Raw genomic sequence first — 22,727 nt, forward strand, 5'->3', positions numbered from 1 at the left:
GGACCAGGCGGGTTATCTGGGGAGGGATAGCCCGCCTTTTCTATAGGCGAAAGACCGAGGCGGAAATGGAGTGGAACCATGGGAAGCATCTCGTACAACGCGCAGCGCAAGCTGATTCTGATCGGATTTCTGGCGATCCCGCTGCTGCTGCTTGGCCTTTTGACGTACTATCCCGCGGTCAAGCTGGTCTACTTAAGCTTCACCGATTGGGATGGCATCAGCTCCGAGAGCATGTGGCTTGGCTTTGAGAATTACAAGGAAATTTTTACGAACCCCGATTTATTCGGCGTCTTTCTTCATCAGATTCCTTACGCGCTAATTGGCATTATCCAAAATATCGTTGCGATTCTGTTCGCCGTCATCCTGAATTCCAGGCTGAAGGGGCGGAATTTCTTCCGCGTGCTGCTGTTTCTGCCGTTCATCATGAACGCGGTCGCCGTGGCTTTCATGTTCCAATATGTGCTCGATACGACGAATGGCTCGCTGAACGGACTGCTCGGGGCGCTCGGCCTCTCGTCCTTGCAGCAAAGCTGGCTAGGCAATGCTTCTCTTGTCAACTATTCGCTGGCTTCCATCGGATTCTGGCGGTTTATGGGGTATAACATGGTCATTTATTTGGCGGCGCTCCAGGCGATTCCGGGCGATATGTACGAGGCGGCCAGGATCGACGGCGCAGGCCGGTTCCAGACGCTGTGGTACATGACGCTGCCAAACCTGACGAAGATCATTCAGCTCAACATGTTCCTGACGATCAGCGGCGCGCTCGCCGTGTTCGATCTGCCGTTCGTCCTGACCAAAGGGGGCCCGGCCGGCGCGAGCGAGACGTTCCTGCTCAAGACGATCGAGACGGCCTTCCAGTTCAACAATTTCGGGTTGGCGTCGGCGATGAGCGTCGTCCTGCTGCTGCTTACGATCGTCGTCCTCGGCATCCAGAACGCCGTCATCAATCGCAGAGGAGGGGAGTAATCGCATGACGACCAGACGTTTCGATTTCGTTCAACCGATCAAATATGTGTTCCTGCTTATCGGCGCATTCGTCGTGTTGTTCCCGCCTTACGTGGTGCTGGTGAACGCGTTCAAGCGGGAGGACGAGGGCGGCAGTCCGTTCGCGCTGCCGGCCAGCTTCCTGAACATGGACAATTTCAAGACCGTGTTCGAACGCGCCGACCTTGGGCATGCCTTCCTGAACACGCTTGTTATTATCGTCGCGTCTCTGATCGGTAACATCATTCTGGGCACGATGGTCGCGTTCGCGCTCGGGCGCATCGAGTTCCGAGGCAAAGGCATCATTCTCGGCGCATTCCTGTTCGCCACACTCATCCCGACGATTACGACGCAGGTCGTCGTCTTCTCGCTGCTGCAGGACTTGGGGCTGTACAACACGCTCGGCGCGCCGATCATGCTGTTCATCGGTGCAGACGTCGTGCAAATCTACATCTACTTGCAGTTCATTAAGAACATTCCGGAAGAGCTGGACGAAAGCGCGATGATGGACGGCGCGAGCCTGTTCCGCATTTACCGGACGGTCATCTTCCCGCTGCTCGGTCCGGCAACGGCGACGCTCGTCATTCTGAAGACGATCAACATTTACAACGAGCTGTATATTCCGTTCCTGTATATGCCCAAGACCGAGCTGGTCGTCGTCTCGACTTCGATCATGCGCTTCGCGGGCAACAATCAGGCGCAGTGGGGCAATATTTGCGCGGCGATCCTGCTCATCATGATTCCGACGGTCGTGATGTATTTGTTCCTGCAGAAATACATTTTCTCCGGCGTGACGAGCGGCGCGGTCAAAGGGTAAGCCGCCGGCTCTCCCTGCTTACACGCGGAAGAAGGAGCGGTTACGATGACAACGAAGAGCGCCATGGAATGGAATCTTGGCGGGGAAGGCTGGGAGCTGAAAGGCTTCTGGCCCTGGGTGCCCTTGAAGGGCACAAGCATGGAGATCGGCAACGAGCTGATGGGCGTGACCGACTGGATGTCGGCAACGGTACCGGGCGGCGTGCATCATGATCTGTACCGGGCCGGGCTGCTGGCGAATCCGTACCAGGATTTGAACAGCCTGCAAGCCGAGTGGGTCGAGAATCGCTGGTGGGTGTATCGCAAAAAGTTCCGCGCGCCGTCGCACGCGAGCGGAACGATGCAGCTAATTTGCCGCGGACTGGATTACGAGGCGATGGTGTATTGGAACGGCGCGCTGCTCGGCGAGCATAAGGGCATGTACGAGGCGGCCGCATTCGATGTGACGGACCATTACCGTGCGGAAGAAGAAGTCGAGCTGCTCGTCGTCTTCAAGCAAGCGCCGGACGAGATGGGACAGATCGGACGGACGAGCGAGACGTTCACGCAGAAGAGCCGCTTCAACTACAAATGGGATTTCTCGACCCGGCTCGTGAACGTGGGCATCTGGGACGATATCGTGCTCGCGGCCAAAGGAGCGTATTCGCTCGGCGAGCTGTCGGTGACGACCGATGTTCAGGACGAGTCCGGGCAGGGGCTTATCCGCGTGGAATCGTCGGTCGAGAGGAACGGCCGCGCGGCAGGAGAGAGCGAGGCGGCAGCCGATTCGCCTGCGGTCATCGTGAAGTTGTACGCCCCGGATGGCGCGCTATCGCAAACGAAGCGGATCGTGCCGGACGATGCCGGTCGGGCGCGTTGCACGATCGCGGTCGAAGCGCCGCTGCTCTGGTATCCGAGCGGCTACGGCGATCAGCCCCTCTACCGGGTGGAGTTGACGCTCGCGGACGACGCCCGCGAATACGATTCGCGCTCGCTGCGCACCGGTATCCGCAAGCTCGAGTACATGCAGAACGAGGGCAGTCCGGCCGATGCGCTGCCGTACACCTTTGTCGTCAATGGGCGGAAGGTGTACGTGAAAGGCGCGAATTTGACGCCTCTCGATCATATGTACGGGAACGTCACGGATGAGCGTTATAGCTGGATGGCGCGGTTGGCGAAAGAGGGGAACTTGAACCTGCTGCGCATCTGGGGCGGCGGGATTATCGAGAAGTCGGCGCTGTACGACCTGTGCGACGAACATGGCATTCTGATCTGGCAGGAGTTCATTCAATCCAGCTCCGGCATCGACAACGAACCGTCCAAGCGGCCGGAGTTTCTGCCGCTGCTGGCGCGCAATGCGGTTGCCGCGCTGAAGGATCGCCGCAACCATGTGAGTCTGACCGTGTGGAGCGGCGGCAACGAGCTGATGAGCGCGCCGAACGTGCCGTCGACGTTCGCCGACGAGAACTTGGCCATGCTGCGCGAACTCGTGCGGCTCCATGATCCCGGGCGGCTGTTCCTCCCGACGTCGGCTTCGGGACCGGTCCAATATATTACGGAGGAACGCGGCGTCAGCCATGATGTTCACGGTCATTGGAAGTACATGGGCAACCCGGATCATTATCGGATCTATGGCCAGGCGGACCATTTGTTCCACAGCGAATTCGGCGTCGACGGGCTGAGCGGAGTGAAGAGCATCCGGAAGTTCATCGGGGAAGCGCACCGGAAGCCCGTGCCGATGAAGGACAGCCTGGTCTGGCGGCATCACGGCGAGTGGTGGGATACGTTCGACCGCGACACGACGTTGTTCGGCAAGATGACGATGCTCTCGCTGTTCGCCGATTGCAGCCAATGGATCCAAGCGGAAGGGCTCCGCTATATTCTCGACGCTAACCGAAGGCGGAAGTTCAATAACAGCGGCAGCATCATTTGGCAGCTGAACGAGCCTTGGCCGAACGTGACGTGCACGAATCTGGTCGATTACTATATGGAGCCGAAGATGGCGTACTACTGGGTACGCGAAGCGTTCCGAGGCAGAAGGGCAAGTCTGGATTACGCTCGGCTTGATTGCTCGGCGATAGAGGCGATGAGCCTTCCGGTCTATGTCGCCACGGACGGCGAGTCCGCGGAATGTCTCGTCTGCGCCGAGGTGCTGGATAGCGCCGGCGCGGTGCTGCACGGCCAGGCGTTCCAGGGATGCACGTCCCCGGACAAGACGCTGCTGCTCGGCAGCTTGTCCTTCCAGGCACCGGAGACGGCCGATGGGCTATTCTATGTTCGGTTGACGCTTACAGTGAACGGCGAAGAGGCGGAGCAGTCCGGCACGCCTTATATTTTCTCGACGCGGCCGGCTCCGATCTATGCTCCCGCGCTGTCGATTGCCGGCGGGAAGCTCGCTGCGGAAGCTCTGGGCGAGTGGGTGACTGATTCGATGGATAGCGCTACCACGGACGACGCCGTACATGCGCGCGATTACGCCGTCAAGAATACGGGCGACCGGGTTCTGCTGCATGTGTATCCGATCGAGCGCGCGGACCTCTACTGGACGCAAGCGAGCGATGCCTACTTCACGCTCTTCCCCGGCGAAGAACGAATCGTGCGCGTCACCTGCAGGAAGCGAACGGGCGAATTATTCGCGGAGAGTTCGACTAGCGCCGCGGACGACGCGCAAGGGCGGCCTCGCATCGAATTTGTTTATTTCAACGCGGCTGCGGCGGCGAATACCTATCCATAAGGGCGGGAACTGGCGATGAATGAGAAAGAATTTGTAGTCCGGGAAGGCGCTCGCCTCATGTTGGGCGGGCAGCCATTCCGTTTTGCGGGACCGAATATATACTGGCTCGGCTTGGACGAGAACGTGGACGGCGTCGATTGGCCGTCGACGTTCCGGGTGATGAACGCGCTCGATACGGCGGTCGAGATGGGCGCTACGATCGTCCGCTCGCACACGCTCGGCGCGTCGCACGGCTGCGAGAAGGCGCTGATGCCTTCGCTCGGCGAGACGAACGAAGAGGCGTTTCGCCGGGTGGATTTCGCGATCAAGGAAGCGGGTCAGCGGGGCTTGAAACTCATTATCCCGTTCGTCTGCAACTGGCACTATTATCACGGCGGACGCCGCACCTTCACGCTGTGGCGCGGATTGGACGATCAGAATCTGTTCTATACGGACGAGGGCGTCATCGCGGACTTCGAGGCGTATATCGAGCTGCTGCTAAACCGGGTGAACAGTTATACCGGCATCGCTTATAAGGACGATCCGACGATCATGGCGTGGGAGTTGGGGAACGAGCTGAACGATGCGCCTCCGGCTTGGGCGGAACGTATCTGTAAGCATGTGAAGGCTATCGATGCCAACCATCTAGTCGCGCACGGCAAGCAGTTCCAGCTCGATGCCGATAAGCTGGCGATCGAAGCGCTCGATATCCTCGACGTGCATTATTATCCGGCCGACGCGGAGGAACTGCGGCAGGATGCCGAAGCCGTACAGGCGGCGGGCAAAGTGTATATCGCGGGTGAGTTCGGCTGGCCCAATTGCGACCTTGTCGCCTTCCTGCGAGAGGCGGAGTCGAACGAAGCGGTGTCGGGGACGTTGTTCTGGTCGCTCTTCGGTCATCATGACCGGGGCGGGTACGTGCAGCATTTCGACGGGTTTGCCGTTCATTATCCGGGTACGGGCGTCAACGAAGACCACCGCATGCGGGTGTCGGCGCTGCGTGAGCATGCCTTCGCAATGAGCGGTCGGGAAGTGAAAGAGGAAGCGGTGCCGGGCAAGCCGGTCATCGTCGACGCGGAGTGCGGCCGCATCGCGTTCCGCGGCGTCGTCGGCGCTGCCAGCTATACGGTGGAGAAATCGCTCACCGGCGAGAACGGCAGCTGGCAGATTGTCTACGACGATCGGCCGGCGGATCACGCCATGCCGTGGGTTGACCCGACCCGCGTTCAGTCCGCGCAAGCCTACTACCGGATCAAGGCGGCGAACGGCTCGAACGTGGAAGGCGCGTATTCGGACGTGTTTCATTCGGTGCCCTTTAAGTAGAAGGGCAAGCGGGTCGGAAACTTCATATAAATCTGCAAGAAAACATAAAAATCTACCGAAATTCGGTAGATTTTTATGTTTAGAATTATGATCGATCTAAATTTTTGGTTAAAGTAAAGCGTGTCCGCAAAAGCGGACTAGAGCGAAGGTCAGCACACAAGCAGCATAAAGATCGAATGGACAGAATACCACCCAAGGCTAATTGTGCTGAACGAAGCTCGAAAAAAGCTTTGTCCGAAAGGACAAGGGCGGGCTGCGCGCGAAAGGACAGATCGAAGACGGCCGCGAACCGAGTCACGCTAATTAGCAGAGTCCAGAGGTGCTAACCTTCTGGTTCCCCTCCAATGGAGGGCAATGTTGTCAAGTTAAGGAAAAACGTCCGATGAAGCCAACAAGGGCCTATAATTGACAGGCTTAAGTCTTAGGACGGACTTCAAAACCTACAGAAGCTTTGTCCGTCAGGACAAAAGCGTGCCCCGCTCAAGCCCAGCCCCATCGCCGACCGCGAACAAGTACGCCAGCACGAAAATGGGAGTCCAGAGGGCAAAGCCCTATGGTTCTCCTCAGCGGAGGGGGAAGGGGCGAGGGAGAAAATACACGCAACGAGAATACGAAACATGTCAGCTAGATTTCTTCGCCCGGCACGAGCGTCACAGCCGCTTAATCATATGAATATCAAGCGGCTCTTTCGCGAAGAGCTCTTCGTCCACTTCGGCGGTAAGCGCCGATCCCCGGCTTGCGTAGAACTTGACGGCCGATTCGGTCTCGGTGGAGGAGATGTAGAGAGATTTCGCGCCTTTGGCGATCGCCGCTTCGCTCAGCGCGTCCATAATTCGGCTGCCGATGCCCTGCCTCCGATACGCCCGCGTCACATACATCAGATCGACTTGAAGTTGGTCCCGATCCTTGCCCCGGAACGTATTCGCTAATACGCCGAACCCGACCAATGTCTCGCCGTCATAAGCTCCGTATGCCGTACCTCCCATTCGCAATTCCTGTTCGAACCGTGCAATCATGGAGTTGTATTCCTCCTCCTGCCAGTTCGGACACTCATGTCCCGACTTCGTTTCCGCAAGCACGCCGTTCGCGCACGAGTATACGTTTCCGATCGTTTCCGAACGGTCGATATCGCGGATACGAGGTGCGTCTTCGAGCCCCATCGGTTTAATGATCATCCTATTTTCCTCCCAGTAAGCATGAACTTTGTATGTTTACAGTCTATGTGATCTTTAGAGGGGCGGCAATAGTCTTGGCGATAGACAAAATGGCTATATTGATTTTCTACCGGCACAGAACGGGAGGCTCGCTATCCGAGAAAAAATGGGATTTACAACCAAACGCCCGATCTGCTAATATGGCTCAAACGCGATGACGAGAAGAGTAGATAAACGCGGTCTTTCGCAGAGAGCTCCGGCAGCTGGAAAGGAGCAAAGATCGCTTTATTGAACCAAGTCTCCGAGCAGCCCGATGGAACCGGTATTGTCCGGTGATGGCGGGACGGGTGCTCCCGTTACAGAGCTGGGGTATATGCATGCCACGTCATGCCGTACCTGACAAGGCTGAACCGGCGACGGATCGGCAAATTGGGGTGGCACCGCGACGATCGATCTCGCCCCCAAGACCTTGGTCTTGGGGGTGGGATTTTTTTGTTTTAACGCACGAATCGATCGCGGAAGGAGCTGCCCTGCATGACAATGAGAACTTTTGCGGAAACCTGGAAATATCCGGCGATCCTGCTGGTTGGCATCGGCATCGCCAATGTGAGCGGATGGATCTATTTTATCGCCTTGAATCTGATCGCGCTGAAAACGACGGGCTCCGTGCTCGCCGTATCGGGACTATACGTCGTCCGGACGCTGGCTTCGCTGTGCGCGGGCGCCTGGTCCGGTAGCCTAATCGATCGCCTGAATAAACGCACGCTGATGATCGCGCTTGATGTCGGACGCGCCGGACTCATTGCGCTGCTTCCGCTGCATGACGCGATGTGGTACATCTATCTGATGGTGTTCGTCATCCAAATGGCGGGCGCCGTCTTCGGCCCGGCATCGGGCGCTTATATTACGAAGCTGATTCCGCCGGATCGCCGGTCTCGGTTCAACGCTTGGAACGCTTTGATCGGCTCGGGCGCGTTCCTGATCGGCCCGGCGATCGCGGGCTTGCTGTTCGTCGCCGGTTCGCCGTCCGCGGCGATTTATATCAATGCCGCGGCGCTGCTAGTCTCCGGCATGCTTACCTTGTTGATGCCGAACCTCGAGGGCGATAAAGGCGGCATTATGAAGGAGCGGATGAACTGGACGATGATCCGGCAGGATTGGCGCAAAGTGATCGGCTTCTATGCGCGTTCGAAACATGTGCTGACGGTTATTCTGCTGTTCAGCGGCGTCATGGTCGTGATGGCTTCGGCCGTGGATTCGCTGGAGGCGGCATTCGCCAAGGTGGTTCTGGGCTTGTCGGCGCGGGATTATGGCTTGCTGGTCAGCGTGGCGGGAGCGGGCATTATTGCGGGTGCCGGCGTCAATGCGCTAATGGTTAGCCGGATGCCGGCGACCCGCTTGATCGGACTGGGAACGCCGGGCGTATGCGCCGGGTATTTCATCTACGCATGCTCGTCCGGATTTGCCGGCGCGGCGTCGGGATTTTTCATCCTGGCGTTCTTCCTTGCATTCGCCAATACGGGGTATGCGACGTTCTATCAGAACCATATTCCGGTTGACTTGATGGGGCGAATCGGGAGCGTGAACGGCTTCGTCGAAGCGCTGCTCGCCATGACGGCGACAATCGCGATGGGGGCGACGGCCGAGGCCGGAGCGATGCAAGAAGTCGTTATTGCCGGGGTAGCGGTCATGGCCGTGTTAGGAGGAGGGTTGAGCGCCTATCTGCTGTGGCCGAAGAGGGACGGGCAAGCTGGCGACGCAGTCTGAAGGAGGATCCGCGCAGCTGCTTGCCCGGGGACGGCGGCGGGATTTCGATCTAGACGTGGAAATCCGGCGCCTTGTCGGCCACCAGGTTGAGTTCGACGTTATGCTCCAGCAGTGCCTTCAGGCCGCAAAGCACCATCGTATAACCGCCCATGGAATCGATGGCCCGGTTGACGATCTCGTCGCCGGTGCCCGCGAATCCCGTGTTCGTAATGACGACATACGTCTGGTCCTCGGCGCGAGCCGTAAAGATCCACTCGACATTGGTGCCGTCCGACGAGGCGATTCGGATCCGTTTGTTCGGCTCGAGCTCCTCCACGTAGATGCGATCGGACGCGCCGTACATTTCCCACTCCCATGTCACGTGGCGGCCGGCCTCCAATTTTCCGCTGCTCTTCGTAAACCAAAATCTTGTCGTGATATCCGGATCGACGAAAGCTCCGTACACTTGCTCCGCGGGCTTGCGGATGAGCATCTCCGCTTTGACGACCGGATCGGCATTGAAAGTGGTCATGGTAAATTCGCTCCTTCGGCGTGTCGTGCTTGTCCACATCCAAAGCTTAACACAACTTGATGGGAAGGGAGCAATTTTAGGCGATTGCAAATCCCAGCCGGCTTGCGCCCCCCGCCGGCTTGCGTCGGCAGGGGGCGACCGTGCGAGTAACCGCGATGAGACGATACCGAGTTGAATATAGACGTGTAACCTTGCCAAGCCATAACCCATATGTTAATAACCAGTACAGATTAGCGTTTGCACAAATATTGAGCGTATTGCATAGGTCGCGTGTAGACGGCGGTTTGCTTGCGGATGCCCTGATAGAGCTCTTTCTGCGGCTTCCCGTTGAGCTCGATGATCCAAGCATGCGCGTTGTCGTCCAACGCGATGTCAACGCTGAACTCGCCCATATGATAATCGGTTTCGGTGTCGATGATTTCGGCTGATCGTAAACTGATGTCATAAATGGAACGAACAATCCCGTTCACGTTTTCAAGCGGAACCAATCGTTTGAGGACATCTTGCGATAAACAAGCCTTCTCGTAGATGCTTGTATTGTAGCTGCCTTTAGAAGCAATCCGGCTGACGAGATTCGTAACCGACCAGGTGCCTCTGTCGTTTTTTTGGACGAGAGCCCGTATATCGAACGTTTGATTGTTTATTTTTCGAATATCGACCCCTTCTTGAATGATATAGGGCGTTACGCCAAGAAGTTCCTGCATGCTAGCTTGAAACGCGCTGAAGTCGTTCACGATGGTTTGAGGCGAAAAATAGTGGTGACCAATGTGGATTTCGCCTGCATGATTCAATTCTACGCGGTAAACGCCTTTGCCCTGATGTCCAAAAACGGGTTTGAAATAGATGACTTTATGCTTATCTAGCATGTGAACGGCTGCGTTGGGATCATAGGCAACGGTTTCCGGTAAATGGTCGCTTAGCCATCGGCCTAATCGTTGGTAGATTTCAAGTTTGTTGAATTGATTGAGATGATTGAAACATTTATCGCTTCCGATCGCCGCCTCCAGTCGTTCGATGATCTCATGATTCGTGCCGTAACAGCGGTTATACACGACATGGGGAAGAGGGAATCGTCGGACGACCCATTTTCGGTTGGAACGATGTAGTCCGACCACGGTGTTCTTCTTCCAGTCTATCGAAGAGGGAGTGAAACTGAATAACTTCATATTCGTCGTATTGTGCCGGAGATATTGTCCTAGAACGCGCTTCCTTTGCTGCGGGTTGGCAACCATAATCCCCACTAATCCGGTTTTAAAGCTGTTCATGATTCGCCTCCGTCCTGTACTAACAAGCATCATAGGATAGCATATGTAGGAGAGATAGAATGGTATAGACGACAATACAGCTTACGCACACAAAAAGACCTCATTCGGAATACATTATTCTGTAATTCTAAGGGCTCGGGACCGCATGGCGACGGCAGCCGTCTTCGCTCGCCCGCGTTCCTCGAGACCGCCGCTTTCACTTAAAAAAATGTTAAGGGGCGTGAAACAATTAATGGGTAAATTAGTTGGTCCTCCAGGACCTCCGGGACCGCAAGGTCCACAAGGTCCTGCCGGTCCTGCCGGTCCAGTTGGTCCCGCAGGTCCCCAAGGGCTTGTCGGTCCCGCCGGTCCTCAAGGACTTGTCGGTCCTCAAGGGCTTGTCGGTCCCGTGGGCCCTGCCGGTCCTGTCGGCCCTGTCGGTCCTGCCGGTCCTGCCGGTCCTGCCGGTCCTGTCGGCCCAGTCGGTCCTGCCGCAGTAGCATCCTTTGCGTTTCTGTGCAGCACGGTTGCTCAAACGATAGCCGCGGCACCGGCTCCGGGCGGTCAAGGAGGAGCCGTCGCTTTTAACGACGGGGTCATCAACTCGACCGCGCTAACATTCACTTCGCCGTCGACGATTAATATTCTGGAGAGCGGGTTCTACCATATTAGCTGGGAAGTCTTCCCTACGCCGGGCAACTCCGCATTCGGGCTGTTCTTTGATCCGGACGCCGCCGGCCCGGTTCCGCCGGCCTTGGTTCCTTGCAGCAATTACGGTTCAAGCGCAGGGAACAATCCCTATCAAGGCCAAGTCGTCGCCCAATTAACGGCCGGCGGGATATTGACGTTAAACCGGATTGATAATATGGGAGCATTGACCTTGCAAGCAGCCATTGGCGGGGGAACGCCAGTCGTTAGCGCATCGATTGTTATTCAGAAATTCTCGTAATTCGGATAGGAACAAAGAGAAGTCGTGAGCTGCCCAAGAGATCCGCTAGGATCTGCCGGGCAGCTCTCTTTATTGTTGACGAGGTTACAGGTCGCCGGCCGCGTCGCCTGAAACGTCATCTACGAGGACGACTACCGGGTTGTTGGCGTCATCCCCGTCAGACGTGCATACCCTTCCTCCAGTGGGGAATAATGTAAACCGAATTCGACTTCGGGGGACACCGGGATGGGGACTCACGCATCAGATGCCATGCACGACAAACAGCCCGTAATTACGGAGCCTTCACCGCAAACGCCGATAGCCGCGCAATTACCGGATAATCTCCGGTGCATTCGCGATCGCGTGGGCCATAGCGCCGATATCATTATCCGCGAGAGCAGCTTTGCCGCGCTGGGCAAGCCGATGGCCGTCGTGTATACCGATGGTCTTGTTGATGTGACGGTAATCAATGATTTTATTATGCGCACGCTGTTGACGGCGTCGGCCCCTCTCGACGGCGATCAAGATCCGATCGCGGTCGTGGCCGCAACGATGCTGGCAGTCGGCGAAATTAGCGTGTTAACGAATATGGAGCAGGTGTTCGACCACGTCCTGTCCGGGGATGCGGCGATCTTCATCGGCGGCTCGACTTCCGCGCTCTCGGCAGGGACCAAAGGCTGGAAGGATCGGGGCGTCAGCGAGACGAGCGTCGAGACGGTCGTCCGCGGTCCCCGAGAAGCGTTCTCGGAATCGATCCGAACCAATACGGCGCTTATTCGGAGGAAGATCAAGGATCCGAATCTGTGGCTGGAATCGTTCAAGATCGGCGACGTAACCAAGACCGACGTGGCGATGATGTACCTTCGCGGCGTGGCCAAAGATAGTTTGGTCGCCGAGGCGCGCAGCAGACTGCTTAAGATTAAGATCGACGGGATCTTCGAGAGCAGCAATATCGAGGAAATGATTCAAGACCAGCAGCTGACCATATTCCCCACGCTCTATAACTCGGAGCGTCCGGACGTCATCGCCATGGAACTGACGAAAGGAAAAATCGCGATTCTGGTCGACGGCACGCCCTTCGTGCTCGTTGCGCCGGCTCTGTTCGCCACCTTCTTAAAGGCTTCGGAGGATTATTACCATCGGTTCGATATCAGCACGCTGCTGCGCATTTTGCGGTATGCGGGCTTCGTGGTCGCCCTGTCGGCGCCTTCCTTGTATGTGGCGATCACGACCTTCCATCAGGAAATGATTCCGACGCAGCTGTTGATCAGCTTAAGCGCGCAGCGGGAGGGCATCCCGTTCCCGGCTTTCGTCGAGGCGCTCATTATGGAAGGAACGTTCGAGGTGCTGCGGGAGGCCGCGCTGCGCATGCCCCGAAGCATCGGTTCGGCGCTCTCCTTCGTCGGGACGCTCGTCATCGGCCAAGCGGCCGTGGAAGCGGGCATCATCTCGGCCGCGATGGTCATCGTCGTGGCGATTACGGCGATCTGCAGCTTCGTGTTCCCGTCTTACGATTTATCCAACGCCATTCGGATCTTGCGGTTCCCGTTAATGGCGCTGGCGGCTTCCTTTGGGCTTATCGGCATTTTCATCGGAACGCTGCTCATCATCATGCATCTGAATTCGCTGCAGTCGTTCGGCATTCCGTATTTAAGCCCGTTCGCGCCGCTCGAGCTGGCCAAGCAGAAGGATGCTTTCCTTCGATTGCCGTTCCGCAAGCTGTTCAATCGCATCCGCGTGATGAAGGATCGAGCATGAGCGCGCGGAGCGGACGGCTGCTATCCGCCATGGCGCTCCTCGCCTGCATGATCGCGCTGAGCGGATGCTGGAGCCGCAAGGAGCTCAACGATATCTCGATCGCGGCGGCTATGGGCATAGACTGGAAGGATAATCAATATTTGTTGACGGTGCAAGTCGTCAACCCGGGCAACGTCTCGCAGAAACAAGGCGATACGAGCGCGCCGGTCGTCGTCTATTCGGCCAAAGGGGTCACGCTGAACGAAGGGGTGCGGCGGCTGACCTCTTCGATCTCTCGAAAAATCTTTTTCTCCCATATTCGGATCGTCGTCCTCTCCGAGGAGCTCGCGAAGCGCGGCATTGCCAGACCGCTCGATTTTCTTATGCGGGGCAATGAAATACGGTCCGACTTTACGGTGGTCATCGCCAAAGGCAACTCGGCCAAAGACGTGCTGGGCGTGCTGACGCCGATCGAGAAAATACCCGCCAATTTTATTTTCAACGCGCTGGAAGTGGCGAACAAGGAATGGTCGCCGGTCGCCGCCATCAAGCTGGACGAGCTAAGCAAATTCATACTCGCCGAAGGGGTGAGCCCGGTCTTAAGCGGCATCCATATTTACGGCGAGCCGTCCAAAGGCAAGCTGGAGGAGAACGTGAAATCGTCCTCGCCGAGCGTGCGGCTTCAGCATGCCGGCATCGCCGCTTTCAAGAAGGATAAGCTCGTCGGCTGGCTGAACGAGAAGGAATCCCGCGGCTACAACGCCATTACGGATCGGATCAAACGCACTTCGCTGCACGTGTCTTGTCCGGACGGCGGCGTGGTCGGGATCAATATCGCCGCGATTCGAACGAAGATGCGCGGCGAGGTGAAGGAGGGTCGCATGAGCATCCAACTCCAAACTAAAATCCGCGCCGACATCTCCAGCGTGGAATGCGAGATCGACCTGACAGATCCGGCGGTGCTGCAAACCTTGAACGGGAAAGTCGAGGCTGTCGGCAAAGACGTCATGCGGCAAGCGGTCGCCAAGGCGAAGCGGCTCGGAACCGATATTTTCGGATTCGGCATCGCCATCCACCGCGCGGATCCAGGGCATTGGAAGAAGGTCAAAGACAATTGGGACGAGCGCTTCAAGGAGCTGGATATCGCGATGGACGTCCATGTATCCATTACCGGAACCGGCACGATCGGAGAATCGCCCGTGAATAAAGCGGGGGACGGCCCCTCGTGATGGCCGCGGTCATCGTGCTGTTGCTCACCGTATCGATTGCGGCGCTCGAGCTTCCGAGGCTGTGGACCGGAGGAGCCAAAAAAGCGGTGCTCCTGTATGTATGCATGATGGCGGCCGGCAATGTCGCGTTCGCAGCGCGCTCGTTCGGTTACGCGCTGCCGAATCCGTCAGATTGGATGCGGGTCGGGCTAGCCCCGATGACCGAGGCATTAACCCGACTCGGTCTTATCGCCTCGTAAGGGAAGGGGAGGAAAGATGAACGAACAGCTTACGCCCCGGCAGCTCATGATTCTGGTCGCGTACTTCATCATCGGCACGACGATTCTCGTCGTGCCTTCCGCGCTCGCGGCCGAAGCGAAGCAGAGCGCCTGGATCCTGCAGCTGGCGGGCACGGGCAGCGGGCTGATGCTCATTGCGCTATACGTCCAGGTATTCAAGCGCAACGCCAATTCGAATTTGTTCCAAATCAACGAGCGGTTGTTCGGCCGATGGATCGGCAAAGGGATCAGCTTGACGATTGCCTTGCTAGTGTTCGTTTTTTGCGCGCAGGTGCTTTACTATATCGGCCGCTTCGTGACGACGCAGATCATGCCGGATACGCCGAGCGAAGCAATTCACGTGCTCTTCATCATTACGGTCGTCGTGGGGATGCGCATGGGGATTCCGTCTATCGCGCGCACCGCGGAAATTTACTTTCCGTGGGTGCTGCTGTTGTTTATCTTTTTCATCCTCTTTATCATGCCGGATATTCGGGTTAACCAGCTGCTGCCGGCCGGCGAGTTCGAATCGATGTCGTTGGTCAGAGGGGCGTTGCAAGTCATGAGTTATTCGTTCCTTCCAATGTTCGTCACCTTCGCGTCCTTGAACGCGGCTTACGACTGGCGTTCATCCATGGCGAAGGCGTTCGTCTACGGCACCTTGCTCAGCGGCGTTATGCTGACGGTGCTGGTCATGGTCAGCACGATGGTGCTCGGTCCCGACAATACGACGACCCAACTCTATCCGACCTACGTGGTGGCTCGCAAAATCAACGTCGGTAACTTTCTTCAGCGGGTAGAGGTGATCGTGGCGTTCCTGTGGTTCATTTTGATTTTCATCAAACTGATCCTGTATTTCGATGTCGTAATCATGGGGATCGCCGAGACGTTCCGCATCACGAAGCATGCCAAAACGTTAACCGTGCCGGTCGGCCTGCTGATCGCCATCTTCTCGGCCGTCGTCTATCCGGACTATGTGTACCAGCAAGAGTGGGACAACACGACATGGGTCGCGGTGGCGCTGCTGATCGGTTTGGCGTATCCGATCGCGCTGCTGTTCTTGAGCCTGTTCCGCAAGCGGAAGGCGGCCGCGAAGTAAGGCATCCGCCTGCCGTCTTCCGTGATGGCGGGCTTTTGGCGCGCGCCATAGCGGAGGAGTCTCCGATTTGGTATGATGGCATGAGATTATTTTCCAGGGATGGGAGAGGGCTGAATTGGCGTGCGTGTTGCTGAATTTTAACGGCGTGCTGGTGCAGACCAGGCCGCTGGCCGTGAAGTATTATAACGAAATCGCGGGCGAAAAGGGATATCGGCCAATTGCTCCGGACGAAGCGGAGTCGCTTGGCGGTCTGTCCATCCGGGAGCGCTGCAGACTGCTGGGCGTGCCGTTGCACCGGATGCCGCTCGTCGGGATGGCGATTAAGCGGCGGTATCAGGCGGATTTGCCGACGCTGCCCGCCGTTCCGGGCATGCCGGAATTGCTAGCGGAATTGAAGTCGCGTGGATACAAGCTCGGATTCTTGACTTCGAACGGGAAGGAAGCGACGCGCGCGTTCTTGCGGCACAACCGGATGGAGCCGTTTGATTATGAGTTATACGCGGCGCATCCGTTCTCGAAGTCGAGAGACTTAGCCCGGTTCGTCAAGTCTAGCGGCACGGACCGGGCGCGGCTGCTGTACGTCGGCGACGAGCGCAGGGACTTGGCGGCGGGCAACCGGATCGGGATCGCGAGCGTGGGCGCCGCATGGGGCTACGATTCGGCCGGGCTGCTCCGGGAGAGCGATCCGGTATTCGTGGCGGAACGGCCGGAGCAGCTGCGGGCGTTTCTGCTGGATTACCGGTTCCCGTGCTGAAGGATGCGTTGACCCGGCATGCCGAGCTTGCCGAGGACATTCAGTCCTATATGATGAACTATCGGAACAAGACCGTTACTTCGGCGATCTTCTTTGCTTTCAAAGAATACGAGAACTACATGCAGATCTACCGAACGAGTAAGTCGCAGTACAGCGGCCGTCTGGAAGCATTCGTGACGATGTGGACGAACGCCTTGGTCGATGACCAGGAGTGGCATCATTATTACGAGCCCACGTTGGAGTTCGCGCATAATTTGTACCGGTATTGGTTCATTGAACAGATCGAAGGATATACGTATGAGCTGAGACCGCCGGCATTGCTAGTGACGTATGCGGAAAACAGCATCCGCAGAAAGACGGAACTGATTCTGGAATACCGGAAACGGAATCCGCTCGAGGAGCTAGATGTCCGCTATCCGAGCGCGACGCCGGGATTCTATCTGAACGGGCGTTTGATCGATGACGACCGGATCGTTTTTCCATTGCCGCACAACTTGCTAAGCGCGGAAGAACTGAAAGACGACCCGTCGTGGGCGGGCTACAAAGAAATTTTCTTCGAAACGGAATACGAATATATCTACTTCGCGGAATGAACGAGAGTCTCGCTGTGGCTACCTCCGCAGCAGCGCTTATGCTCGAGCGCCGGCGGGAGCAGCAGGAGCGAGCGGACGTGACGCTCGACCTCGGCCGCCTTCAAGGGACCGCCGTGCCCGATGTGGAACGTTTCGACGCCGGAGGCGAGAAGCCGGTCGAGCTCGCGGGCTACGGCGTGGGGGTCATCTTCGAAGGGCGGGCGCGCGGCGCGGCCGGTTCGGACGATGCCGCCGAGCAGAATTCCGGAGGCGACCAAGTCGCCGACCAACGCTTCGCGGCGGTCCAATTCGATCGACACCGAGCCGGCCGTATGCCCGGGCGTAGGCTTGACTTGCCCCTCTATGCCGAACCGGCTCAAATCGATCGTCTCCTGCCCGCGGAGCAGAATGTCCGGCGCGAAGGCGCGATACGGCCGGAACATGACCGGCGTCTTGATATACAGTCTGGCGACCCAGCCGGTCGGGCAGAACGTCATTGCTTCTTCCTGCGTAAAATGCTTCGCGTCGCCTTCATGGGCGACGATCGGCGCGCCCGACCGCTCGCGGACGATCGCGGCGCTTCCGGCATGGTCGATATGCGCATGCGTGATTACGATGAGCTTGATATCCGTGAAGGTCAGCCGCTCTTGGGCGAGCGCCAATTCGATTTTTTTCTCGGACCCCGGAATGCCGGCGTCGACCAGGATGCAGCCGTTCGGACCGATCAGCAGGTGGGCGTTGACCATCTGCAGGGGAAGGATGGGAATACGGACAATTCGGAATGCGTTCATGCGAGTGCTCCTCTCAAGGTAGGGGTAAAGGCTTTTCTGTGCCAAGTCCGAACCGAACCGTTCGGTTCGGATTAATCATAGTCGAATTCTCGAGGCGATTCAACACTAATTTTCCATGCCGCTCAACATCGGGTTGTGACGCGGCTCCTGATCAGTGTTACAATAGCGCCAAAGCGATTTAGGGACCATGGAGGCGTGAATAATGCGCAAAGACGAGCAGGCGCGGCGGCAAATCGTGAGGAAAGCGGCCGAGCTTTTCAATCAGAAGGGTTATGCGGCTTCGTCGATCCAAGACATCATGGATACGACGGGACTGACGAAAGGCGGGCTCTACCGGCGCTTCGCGAACAAGGACGAGATCGCGCTGGAAGCGTTCGAATACGCGGGCGAATTGCTGCTGGAGCAGCTCAAGAAGGCGATCGCCGAGGCGCGCTCGGCGACGGATAAAATCATGGCGATCTGCGGCGTGCACGCGGATCCGGTCCATAATCCGCCGCTCAAGGGCGGCTGTCCGCTGCTGAACGCGGCCGTCGAGAGCGACGATACGTTCCCCGAGCTTCGCGATAAAGCGTTGACCGCGTACGAGATCATGCTCGGACTTGTACGGCGGATATTGGATGAGGGAATCGCGAATGGCGAATTCGGGAACGAGCTGGACGCGGAATCGATGGCGTCCTTTATCGTGTCCGCCCTTGAAGGCAGCGTCATGGCGAGCGGTCTGACCCGGGACGCCAAGCACGTGGGGTTCATGATGCGGCAGGTTCGTCAGCTGTTGGATAGCTATGCGGCGAAGTAAAGCGGACCTCAAGAGTCTAGAAGCCAAAGAAACCCGTCATCCAGCGAGGATGACGGGTTTCTTTGGCTATTTTGCGTGCAAGCGCGCTAATTCCAGCCCGGCATTTCGTCCAACGTCAGCACGTTGGATGCGCCGTAAATGCCCGGCAGCGAACTGCGGTTCTCTTCGATGAAATCCGGCCAGAGCATGGCGTAAATCCACTTGTTCTGGCTGGCGAGCAACGAGGCGGACGGCATGAACTGGCATTCGCCGATCGCGATCGGCTTGCCGGCCGATACCCGGAGCATCGTATTGTAGTTGTTCTGGGTGTACCCGGTGTTGTACACGTCGAGCGAGGCGATGTCGAAGTAAGCGGAGCCCGGATTGTATGCGTCGATCTCCGTGCTCAAGTTCGAGAAGTCCTGTACGTTCCATACCCAGATCAAGTTCTCGAGCCCCTTGGTATTAACGAGGTAATCGTGCGTGATCTGATACAGCTTCGCGGTGCCGTTCGCGCCCTTGTGGCATGCCCACCAGAAGACGCATTGGTTCATCTCGTGGAACGGACGGAACAGCACGACGACGTTGTTGTTCTCCAGATCCTGCAGGTAGGTGGCTAATGTGTCCAGACGGCCGATCCAGGCGTTGTACAAGCTCGTGCCCGGCGTCGTCAGCTGGGTGAATTGAGCGGAGGTCAGCTTGGCGGCATTGCCGGCGCCGATGTCGTCCCACGAGCAATATTCGTCGCGCGTCGGAGCGCAAGGATGATACATGAGCGTGACGAGCGCGCCTTTGTTGAACTGGTTCTTCGCTTCGTTGATCATGTTCCAGCGGTTGTTGACGGCCTGGCTCCCGAATCCGAAATCCCCACCCCACAAGGAAGGCGTTCTCCCCGTAATCGAGGCGATCGTATTGCTGTCGCTCGTCGGCGTGCCGGCGTTCTTGTTCTCGATGCCGACGATCGTGTGATTGCCGGAAATGCCGTACAGGTAATCCAACACGCGCTGCTTGACCGCCGCGACGCCGCCGGTGCCGCCGCTTGCGCTGGCATACGCTTCGAGCTCATAGAGCGAGAATCCGTAAGCCGTCGCGCGTTGGATGAGATAGACCTTCACATAGCGGGCCGTAACGGGCGAGAAGGTGATGGAATTGACGCCGCCGGTGCCGTTGTAATTCGAGTAAACGGTCGTCCACGAGACGTTATCCGCGGAGGTCTGTACTTGGAACTGCTTCGCGTAAGCCAGCTCCCAGCGCAGGACGACCTTGGCCACCGTCTGCTGAGAGCCGAGATCGACGGTGATATACTGCTGATCGGCGTAGGCCGAGCTCCAGCGGGTCGACGTGCTGCCGTCCACCGCGTAGGAAGCGGCCTTGGTCGCGTCCTCCGTCGTGGCTACGCTCACCGGCCTGCCGAGCGCGAGGTTGCCGCCGCCCGATCCGGCTCCGTCCTCGCCGTAAATCTCGAATTCATAAAGGGAATAGCCGTACGCGGTCGCGCGCTGGAACGCGTACATTTTGACATAACGGACGTTGGCGTTGAATGTGATCGTATTGGTGCCGCCGGTGCCGTTGTAGTTGGAGTAAACGGTCGTCCAGGTCGCGTTGTCGTTGGAGGTTTGGATTTGGAACCCCTTGGCGTAGGCGGCTTCCCACTTCAGTACTACGCTGGATACGGAACGGGTTGCGCCGAGGTCGACGATGATATACTGCTGATCGTTCGCGATCGACGACCAGCGGGTGGCGGTGCTGCCGTCCACCGCATTGGCGCCGCCGTATTGGGCGTTCTCCGTGGAAGAGACGGTAACGGCTTTGCCAAGGGCGAGATTGACCGTCGCCGCCTTGACGGGGGCGGTCGCGAACGCGGCGGCGCATGCGAGCAGCAGGAGCGCCGATAATATCGCCAGCCAAATCGTACGGGTATTAAACGTCATGAATCTTACCTCCTAATGGAATGAGATGGGCCGAAGGGCCGGATGATTGCAGCAGGCCGTCCGGGCGAAACCGAACTACGACGCGAATCAAGCCGTCTTGCCGTCACCGTACGGATTTTCTTTCGGCCTCACCTCCCTCATTTTCATGTAAGCACTTTCATTTGTTCGAATACAAGCATTAATAAGCTGCACGCTTATCAATCATCTTGTATTTCGGGATGAAACGCGCCGCGTCACTGAAGTCATCGCAGCCGTTTCGCCTCGAACGATATAATAAAGTTAAATAAACAAATTTGCAATACCTTTGATAAAGTTGAATTTTATTTATAAACCAGGTCATCGAAATCCGCTAAGAAGCATAAGGGGAGGCAAATGCGGCAAGCGCGATCGAAGCATGCGGCACGATACCGAAATTCCGTTTATGTCTGAAGGAGAGAAATGAGTCGGGGAATATCGCTGGGGCGGATAGCGAAGTTCAAGGTGGCTTGAACATGGGGAAGCGGCTAATTAATGCCTAACAATTCCACTAATTATTTACTTTGATAGTTGAAATTTGTTGAACTAACCATTATGCTTAAGCTATACACGCAACATCAAGGGGGATCGATAGCCGTGAAGAAAGTAACGCTGCAGATGATCGCGGATCATTTGCAAGTATCGAAGGCGCTCGTATCGAAGGCGTTGTCCAACGATCCGGCCGTCAACGACGGGACGAAGGAAACGATCTGGAAGACGGCGGAGGAGATGGGCTACCGCTTCAAAATGTCCCGGAAGACGATACCGGCGGCGAAAACCGGCAACCTGGCGGTGCTCATGCCAAGAGCCTACCTGGACGATATGGAGTATTGGGGCAAGGTGCTCCATGGCATCGAGAACGAGCTGCAAAATCATAACTTCAGCATGATTCTCTCCAGCATCGATATTTCGCTCTCCCCGAAGGACGGGCTTCCGTCGAGCATCCACGAGCGCAAAGTGGACGGCGCTATCGTCATGGGACATCTGCCCGACAGCTATGTCAACTCGCTCAAGGCGAACGCCTTCCCGTTCATGATGGTGGACGCGAATTTGCTCGACCCTTCGATCGACCACGTGCTGGCCAACAACTTCCTTGGCGCCTACCAAGCAACGACGTATTTGCTAGAAGCCGGACACCGCAGAGTCGCCTTCGTCGGCGACGAGCATACGTCCTGGAGTTTCCGGGAGCGCAATCGCGGCTTCATCGAGGCGATCCGCGATTATATCCGCCGGACCGGCAAGGAAGTGTCGTATGAATTTGTCGCCGGCGTCGGGGTAAGCGGCACCGGCATGTACGTCTCGCCGCAGTTCGCCAGCGATCTGAGGGCGCAGGCTTCGGGCGAGCGGCCGGTGACGGGATTGTTCTGCGCGAACGACCTGACCGCCTTCGAGGCGCTGCGCTTCTTGGCGGAGGGCGGCATTCACTGCCCGGCGGACGTCTCGGTCGTCGGCTTCGACGATCTGACGCTGACCGAGATCATGCATCCGAAGCTGACGACGGTCCGCGTGCCGAAGTCGGTCATCGGCAGCCGAGCGGCGCAGCTCATCCTGCGCCGGATCAACGAGCCGGACGCGACGGCCGAGCACGTGCTGCTGTCGACCGAGCTGGTGGAGCGCGCTTCGGTAAACGAATATAAGGGGTAACTAATTGGGTAATAACAAAGCCGGCCGTGCACGTCATATCGTGCGCGGCCGGCTTTGTTCGTTTATTAGAAGTTGCGGCGTCGTTGTCTGCCCCAACCGCCTTGCGTATCATTCAATTCTTGCTCGGTCAGCGTTTGCTCCAGATCGTTCAATTCCGTTTCCGGCGCGTTTGGCTGCGGATCTTCTTCCTTCGGGTTCTGCGATTCCGACATGATGGCACCTCCAAGTAGGATAGTGTCATCCTACCATAGGCGGCGCATATGAGGTATTACCCGTTTGGGGGAGGGGGAGCAACTGGATTGCGAGTACCAATTTCAGCAGAATGATGACTAGTTCACGGATAGTGTCATATATCCACTAAAGGTGTTTCAACTTATTCAACAAAATCGCGTGATTGCCCCGATAGGGAAACCCGCCGTGTATGACACGGAAACTTAGTTCGCAATCATACGCTGCACCAGGATGGAACCCAATGAAACTCTACTTTTTCTTCGATGTTCCTTC

20 protein-coding genes and 1 other annotated feature are annotated in these 22,727 nt (G+C 57.3%); of the genes, 14 read left to right on the plus strand and 6 right to left on the minus strand.

Annotated features, from left to right (window positions below; genetic code table 11):
• Positions 1-78: 78 nt before the first annotated feature.
• Genes BCM02_RS15245 through BCM02_RS15260 form a run of 4 tightly spaced genes read left to right on the plus strand, consistent with a single transcriptional unit; the run spans position 79 to position 5,815 of the window.
• The gene (locus BCM02_RS15245) at positions 79-966 is read left to right on the plus strand and encodes a carbohydrate ABC transporter permease (protein WP_148929957.1); all 888 of its coding nucleotides are present in this window, start codon (positions 79-81) and stop codon (positions 964-966) included.
• 4 nt (positions 967-970) lie between these two features.
• Positions 971-1,801: a carbohydrate ABC transporter permease gene (locus tag BCM02_RS15250; protein ID WP_148929958.1), complete on the plus strand. Its 831-nt coding sequence runs from the start codon at positions 971-973 to the stop codon at positions 1,799-1,801.
• A 45-nt stretch (positions 1,802-1,846) separates the two neighbouring features.
• Positions 1,847-4,513 carry a glycoside hydrolase family 2 protein gene (locus BCM02_RS15255; protein WP_148929959.1) on the plus strand — a complete coding sequence of 889 codons (2,667 nt, stop codon included), beginning with the start codon at positions 1,847-1,849 and terminating at the stop codon, positions 4,511-4,513.
• Between the two features lie 15 nt (positions 4,514-4,528).
• On the plus strand, positions 4,529-5,815 hold the full coding sequence (locus BCM02_RS15260; RefSeq protein WP_148929960.1) for a cellulase family glycosylhydrolase: 1,287 nt from the start codon (positions 4,529-4,531) through the stop codon (positions 5,813-5,815).
• A 650-nt stretch (positions 5,816-6,465) separates the two neighbouring features.
• Here the strand turns inward: BCM02_RS15260 and BCM02_RS15265 are convergent.
• Entirely contained in the window at positions 6,466-6,990 is a 525-nt protein-coding gene (locus tag BCM02_RS15265) for a GNAT family N-acetyltransferase (RefSeq protein WP_148929961.1), read from the minus strand.
• A 184-nt stretch (positions 6,991-7,174) separates the two neighbouring features.
• Positions 7,175-7,435: a binding site (T-box leader), on the plus strand.
• Between the two features lie 68 nt (positions 7,436-7,503).
• Between BCM02_RS15265 and BCM02_RS15270 the strand changes: the two genes are divergently transcribed.
• Positions 7,504-8,736, plus strand: a complete 1,233-nt coding sequence (locus BCM02_RS15270) for an MFS transporter (protein WP_246183386.1) — start codon at positions 7,504-7,506, stop codon at positions 8,734-8,736.
• A 49-nt stretch (positions 8,737-8,785) separates the two neighbouring features.
• Here the strand turns inward: BCM02_RS15270 and BCM02_RS15275 are convergent, their stop codons facing one another.
• Both BCM02_RS15275 and BCM02_RS15280 read right to left on the minus strand, forming a co-directional pair.
• Entirely contained in the window at positions 8,786-9,247 is a 462-nt protein-coding gene (locus tag BCM02_RS15275; protein ID WP_148929962.1) for an SRPBCC family protein, read from the minus strand.
• 230 nt (positions 9,248-9,477) lie between these two features.
• Positions 9,478-10,512, minus strand: coding sequence for a YheC/YheD family endospore coat-associated protein (locus BCM02_RS15280; RefSeq protein ID WP_148929963.1), 1,035 nt, complete (start codon positions 10,510-10,512; stop codon positions 9,478-9,480).
• A gap of 232 nt (positions 10,513-10,744) precedes the next feature.
• Between BCM02_RS15280 and BCM02_RS36340 the strand changes: the two genes are divergently transcribed.
• From BCM02_RS36340 to BCM02_RS15315, 7 genes are all read left to right on the plus strand, one after another.
• A complete protein-coding gene (locus BCM02_RS36340; protein ID WP_148929964.1) occupies positions 10,745-11,440 on the plus strand; it encodes a collagen-like protein in 696 nt (231 codons plus the stop codon).
• 225 nt (positions 11,441-11,665) lie between these two features.
• A complete protein-coding gene (locus BCM02_RS15290; RefSeq protein WP_148929965.1) occupies positions 11,666-13,177 on the plus strand; it encodes a spore germination protein in 1,512 nt (503 codons plus the stop codon).
• Positions 13,174-14,385: a Ger(x)C family spore germination protein gene (locus tag BCM02_RS15295; RefSeq protein WP_148929966.1), complete on the plus strand. Its 1,212-nt coding sequence runs from the start codon at positions 13,174-13,176 to the stop codon at positions 14,383-14,385. The genes BCM02_RS15290 and BCM02_RS15295 overlap by 4 nt, the downstream gene beginning before the upstream one ends.
• Positions 14,382-14,624: a hypothetical protein gene (locus tag BCM02_RS15300; protein WP_148929967.1), complete on the plus strand. Its 243-nt coding sequence runs from the start codon at positions 14,382-14,384 to the stop codon at positions 14,622-14,624. Before BCM02_RS15295 ends, BCM02_RS15300 begins: the two co-directional genes overlap by 4 nt.
• Before the next feature lie 16 nt (positions 14,625-14,640).
• The gene (locus BCM02_RS15305; RefSeq protein WP_148929968.1) at positions 14,641-15,741 is read left to right on the plus strand and encodes a GerAB/ArcD/ProY family transporter; all 1,101 of its coding nucleotides are present in this window, start codon (positions 14,641-14,643) and stop codon (positions 15,739-15,741) included.
• 124 nt (positions 15,742-15,865) lie between these two features.
• Positions 15,866-16,495 carry an HAD hydrolase-like protein gene (locus tag BCM02_RS15310; RefSeq protein ID WP_246183405.1) on the plus strand — a complete coding sequence of 210 codons (630 nt, stop codon included), beginning with the start codon at positions 15,866-15,868 and terminating at the stop codon, positions 16,493-16,495.
• A complete protein-coding gene (locus BCM02_RS15315; RefSeq protein WP_148929970.1) occupies positions 16,489-17,088 on the plus strand; it encodes a hypothetical protein in 600 nt (199 codons plus the stop codon). Before BCM02_RS15310 ends, BCM02_RS15315 begins: the two co-directional genes overlap by 7 nt.
• Here BCM02_RS15315 and BCM02_RS15320 read toward each other — a convergent pair.
• Entirely contained in the window at positions 17,073-17,858 is a 786-nt protein-coding gene (locus BCM02_RS15320) for an MBL fold metallo-hydrolase (RefSeq protein ID WP_148929971.1), read from the minus strand. The genes BCM02_RS15315 and BCM02_RS15320 overlap by 16 nt on opposite strands.
• 202 nt (positions 17,859-18,060) lie before the next feature.
• On the opposite strand from BCM02_RS15320, the gene BCM02_RS15325 reads away from it, so the two are divergent.
• Complete coding sequence (locus BCM02_RS15325) at positions 18,061-18,654, plus strand: TetR/AcrR family transcriptional regulator (RefSeq protein WP_148929972.1); 594 nt, start codon at positions 18,061-18,063, stop codon at positions 18,652-18,654.
• Between the two features lie 86 nt (positions 18,655-18,740).
• Here BCM02_RS15325 and BCM02_RS15330 read toward each other — a convergent pair whose 3' ends face one another.
• Positions 18,741-20,564: a galactose-binding domain-containing protein gene (locus BCM02_RS15330; protein ID WP_148929973.1), complete on the minus strand. Its 1,824-nt coding sequence runs from the start codon at positions 20,562-20,564 to the stop codon at positions 18,741-18,743.
• 612 nt (positions 20,565-21,176) lie between these two features.
• Between BCM02_RS15330 and BCM02_RS15335 the strand changes: the two genes are divergently transcribed.
• Positions 21,177-22,223, plus strand: a complete 1,047-nt coding sequence (locus tag BCM02_RS15335) for a LacI family DNA-binding transcriptional regulator (RefSeq protein ID WP_148929974.1) — start codon at positions 21,177-21,179, stop codon at positions 22,221-22,223.
• Positions 22,224-22,288: 65 nt separating this feature from the next.
• On the opposite strand, the gene BCM02_RS35285 is transcribed toward BCM02_RS15335, so the two are convergent.
• Complete coding sequence (locus BCM02_RS35285) at positions 22,289-22,435, minus strand: hypothetical protein (RefSeq protein WP_187434231.1); 147 nt, start codon at positions 22,433-22,435, stop codon at positions 22,289-22,291.
• Between the last annotated feature and the right edge of the window lie 292 nt (positions 22,436-22,727).

The sequence above is a fragment of the Paenibacillus methanolicus genome, from assembly GCF_008124765.1.
Taxonomy (GTDB): Bacteria; Bacillota; Bacilli; order Paenibacillales; family Paenibacillaceae; genus Paenibacillus_Z; species Paenibacillus_Z methanolicus.

Excerpts from the sequence above, each read along its gene's own strand:
- BCM02_RS15320 (WP_148929971.1), bottom strand. The coding sequence starts at position 17,858 with ATGAACGCATTCCGAATTGTCCGTATTCCCATCCTTCCCCTGCAGATG.
- BCM02_RS15295 (WP_148929966.1), top strand. The coding sequence starts at position 13,174 with ATGAGCGCGCGGAGCGGACGGCTGCTATCCGCCATGGCGCTCCTCGCC.
- BCM02_RS15305 (WP_148929968.1), top strand. The coding sequence starts at position 14,641 with ATGAACGAACAGCTTACGCCCCGGCAGCTCATGATTCTGGTCGCGTAC.
- BCM02_RS15245 (WP_148929957.1), top strand. The coding sequence starts at position 79 with ATGGGAAGCATCTCGTACAACGCGCAGCGCAAGCTGATTCTGATCGGA.
- BCM02_RS36340 (WP_148929964.1), top strand. The coding sequence starts at position 10,745 with ATGGGTAAATTAGTTGGTCCTCCAGGACCTCCGGGACCGCAAGGTCCA.
- BCM02_RS35285 (WP_187434231.1), bottom strand. The coding sequence starts at position 22,435 with ATGTCGGAATCGCAGAACCCGAAGGAAGAAGATCCGCAGCCAAACGCG.
- BCM02_RS15275 (WP_148929962.1), bottom strand. The coding sequence starts at position 9,247 with ATGACCACTTTCAATGCCGATCCGGTCGTCAAAGCGGAGATGCTCATC.
- BCM02_RS15250 (WP_148929958.1), top strand. The coding sequence starts at position 971 with ATGACGACCAGACGTTTCGATTTCGTTCAACCGATCAAATATGTGTTC.
- BCM02_RS15255 (WP_148929959.1), top strand. The coding sequence starts at position 1,847 with ATGACAACGAAGAGCGCCATGGAATGGAATCTTGGCGGGGAAGGCTGG.
- BCM02_RS15290 (WP_148929965.1), top strand. The coding sequence starts at position 11,666 with ATGGGGACTCACGCATCAGATGCCATGCACGACAAACAGCCCGTAATT.
- BCM02_RS15280 (WP_148929963.1), bottom strand. The coding sequence starts at position 10,512 with ATGAACAGCTTTAAAACCGGATTAGTGGGGATTATGGTTGCCAACCCG.
- BCM02_RS15325 (WP_148929972.1), top strand. The coding sequence starts at position 18,061 with ATGCGCAAAGACGAGCAGGCGCGGCGGCAAATCGTGAGGAAAGCGGCC.
- BCM02_RS15330 (WP_148929973.1), bottom strand. The coding sequence starts at position 20,564 with ATGACGTTTAATACCCGTACGATTTGGCTGGCGATATTATCGGCGCTC.
- BCM02_RS15270 (WP_246183386.1), top strand. The coding sequence starts at position 7,504 with ATGACAATGAGAACTTTTGCGGAAACCTGGAAATATCCGGCGATCCTG.
- BCM02_RS15260 (WP_148929960.1), top strand. The coding sequence starts at position 4,529 with ATGAATGAGAAAGAATTTGTAGTCCGGGAAGGCGCTCGCCTCATGTTG.
- BCM02_RS15265 (WP_148929961.1), bottom strand. The coding sequence starts at position 6,990 with ATGATCATTAAACCGATGGGGCTCGAAGACGCACCTCGTATCCGCGAT.